Origin of the sequence: Rhodococcus sp. EPR-147 (assembly GCF_001647185.1) — a bacterium.
Taxonomy (GTDB): Bacteria; Actinomycetota; Actinomycetes; order Mycobacteriales; family Mycobacteriaceae; genus Rhodococcoides.
This window is the reverse complement of sequence record NZ_LVCU01000095.1, coordinates 1-2,540: the sequence shown is the minus strand read 5'-3', so window position 1 is coordinate 2,540 and position 2,540 is coordinate 1. Positions and strand designations below refer to the sequence as shown.

The 2,540-nt window shown below is 66.3% G+C and carries 3 protein-coding genes and 1 pseudogene; all 4 read left to right on the top strand.

Annotated features, from left to right (window positions below; genetic code table 11):
• Nucleotides 1-257, top strand: a 257-nt coding sequence (locus A2J02_RS04595) for a PaaI family thioesterase (RefSeq protein WP_156516092.1), incomplete at its 5' end; no start/stop codon positions are given.
• 5 nt (nucleotides 258-262) lie between these two features.
• A complete protein-coding gene (locus A2J02_RS04590; protein WP_082898624.1) occupies nucleotides 263-1,543 on the top strand; it encodes a DUF6986 family protein in 1,281 nt (426 codons plus the stop codon).
• A gap of 85 nt (nucleotides 1,544-1,628) precedes the next feature.
• Nucleotides 1,629-2,261 carry an urease subunit gamma gene (locus tag A2J02_RS04585; protein WP_068047356.1) on the top strand — a complete coding sequence of 211 codons (633 nt, stop codon included), beginning with the start codon at nucleotides 1,629-1,631 and terminating at the stop codon, nucleotides 2,259-2,261.
• Nucleotides 2,261-2,540: pseudogene (gene ureC, locus A2J02_RS04580) on the top strand (urease subunit alpha); the annotation flags it as partial. The gene A2J02_RS04585 and the pseudogene ureC, both read left to right, overlap by 1 nt.

The window sequence follows — 2,540 nt, the reverse complement described above, 5'->3', positions numbered from 1 at the left end:
CGGTGGTCGAGTCGGTGGCGAGTATCGGCGGATCGGCCTGGTTCGGCTCCCGGGGGCACGTGGTCGGAACCAACAACAACACCGACTTCCTGCGCGCGACTCGATCGGGAACCCTGGCCGCGCACGGACATCCGATTCATCGGGGCCGCACCCAGCAGCTCTGGCAGGTCGACATGACGGACGAGAGTGGACGCCTGGTTGCTCAAGGCAAGGTCCGGCTGGCGAATATCGAAAACACGGCGCATCTGGGACAGTGATGCCCATGACGGGACACAGCGACAGCGCCGACTCTTCCATCCGGCCGGGCGCAACTTCACTGACTGCCGACGCCTTCGATCGCCTCGAATCACTGTTCGGTCCCATCGACGACGAACTCGCGCAGCATTATCCGGGTGACCGAGTCGGTGGCCAGCCCTCTCACACCGTCTACGTATCGGCCTCGGATGCGTCGGCGGCTGTGCCCGCCGAATGGGGTGCTGCCGCTCTGGCAATCCTGGACGCCCACCCCGAGGCGTTCGCCGGACTCGACACCCAGAACGCCTTACCTCTCGTACGCGACCGACTCGGAAGTGCGCCCATCCAGGACCTCAGATTCGATTTCGAGGACGGTTACGGATGGCGATCCGACGCCGTCGAGGACCGCCACGCGACCGCAGTCGGGGCAGCTCTGTCCACTTTGGCCGAAGATCCGGCCGGTCCGACGTGGCTCGGGATCCGTGCCAAAGGGCTTGCCGCACATGAGCGTCGGCGTGGGATTCGGACCCTCGAGCTGGTCCTGGACGGCGCCGGGGGAGTGCCCGACGGCTTCGTGTTCACCGTACCCAAGCTCCGTGCCGCCTCGCAGGTAGCCGCCGTGGTCGCCCTGTGCGAGGAACTCGAGCGTGCGCACGGCCTGCCCGAGCGCGCCCTTCGATTCGAGCTGCAGATCGAGAGCCCACAGGCGGTGATCGGGGCCGACGGAACGGCAACCCTCGCGAAGGCGATCACCAGGGCGGACGGCCGCTGTACCGCCCTGCACTACGGGACCTACGACTACAGCGCCGCCTGCGGAATCACCTCTGCGCAGCAGTCACTGGCCCATCCGGTGGCGGACCATGCGAAGAACGTCATGCTGGCGGCGGCGGCGCAAACCGGGGTATGGGTGTGCGACGGTTCGACTCAGGTGGTGCCGACGGGCGATTCCGCGCAGGTGGCAGCATCGGCGCGTCGACATTTCGAGCTGGTGACCAGATCCCTCGAGCGCGGCTTCTATCAGGGTTGGGACATGCATCCCGGCCACCTGGTGACGCGGTGGTCGGCGACATTCGGCTTCTTCCGTCAGGCCATGCCGGTCGCTGCTGCTCGGCTGGGCAGCTACCTCGACCGCCAGGGTGGTGAGGTGATGGACGAGCCGGCGACAGCGCAGGCGTTGGCAGGCGTTCTGGTGCGGGGCCTGGATTCGGGCGCGTTCGGCATCGCCGAGTTGCAGAACGTGGCTGCCGGCATCGACCGAAACGTGCTGCGGGGACTGCTCGATCGATCGGTGACCGTGCCGCTCGGATGAGATGCGTCGGCGCGCTCCGCTGCCGGCGGGTCGTAGGCGTGTCAGAATTGCCGGGCACCATCACCGATCGGGACGGAGAACTCCAATGCGGTTGTCTCCGCACGAGCAGGATCGACTGCTCGTCAGCTACGCGGCCGAGCTCGCTCGGCGTCGCCAGGCACGCGGCCTCAAACTCAATCACCCCGAGGCGATCGCGGTCATCACCGATCATCTCCTCGAGGGTGCCCGTGATGGCCGTTCGGTCGCAGACCTGATGTCCTCGGGTCGCGAGATTCTCGGTGCCGACGACGTGCTCGACGGGGTTCCCGAGTTGCTCCCCGAGGTCATGGTCGAGGCGACCTTCCCGGACGGCACGAAACTGATCACGGTGCACGAGCCGATCTCTCCGAAGCGGGGTGACGGTCACCTGATTCCTGGCGAGATCATCACCGTCGCAGGCGACATCGAGATCAACGACGGCGCCGAGGTGATCTCCATGGCCGTCGTCAATGCGGGAGATCGACCGGTACAGGTGGGCAGCCATGTGCATTTCCCGCAGTCGAACGCAGCTCTGCAGTTCGACCGCGAACGGGCGCACGGCTGCCGCCTCGACATCCCTGCGGGCACGGCGGTGCGTTTCGAGCCCGGCATAGAACAGACGATTCGGCTCGTGCCCCTCGGCGGCACGCGCGAGGTACACGGATTGAGCATGACACCTCCCGGAAAGTTGGACAGCTGATGGCGCGCATGAGTCGCAGTCGATACGCCCAGTTGTTCGGCCCCACCACGGGTGATCGAATCCGCTTGGCAGACACCGATCTTTTGATCGAGGTCACCGAGGACCGCAGTGGTGGACCCGGCAACGCCGGTGAGGAGGCCGTCTTCGGCGGCGGCAAGGTCATCCGGGAATCGATGGGTCAGTCCAGGGCAACCCGCGCCGACGGTGCTCCCGACACCGTGATCACCGGGGTCGTCGTCGTCGACTACTGGGGAATCATCAAGGCCGATCTCGGTATTC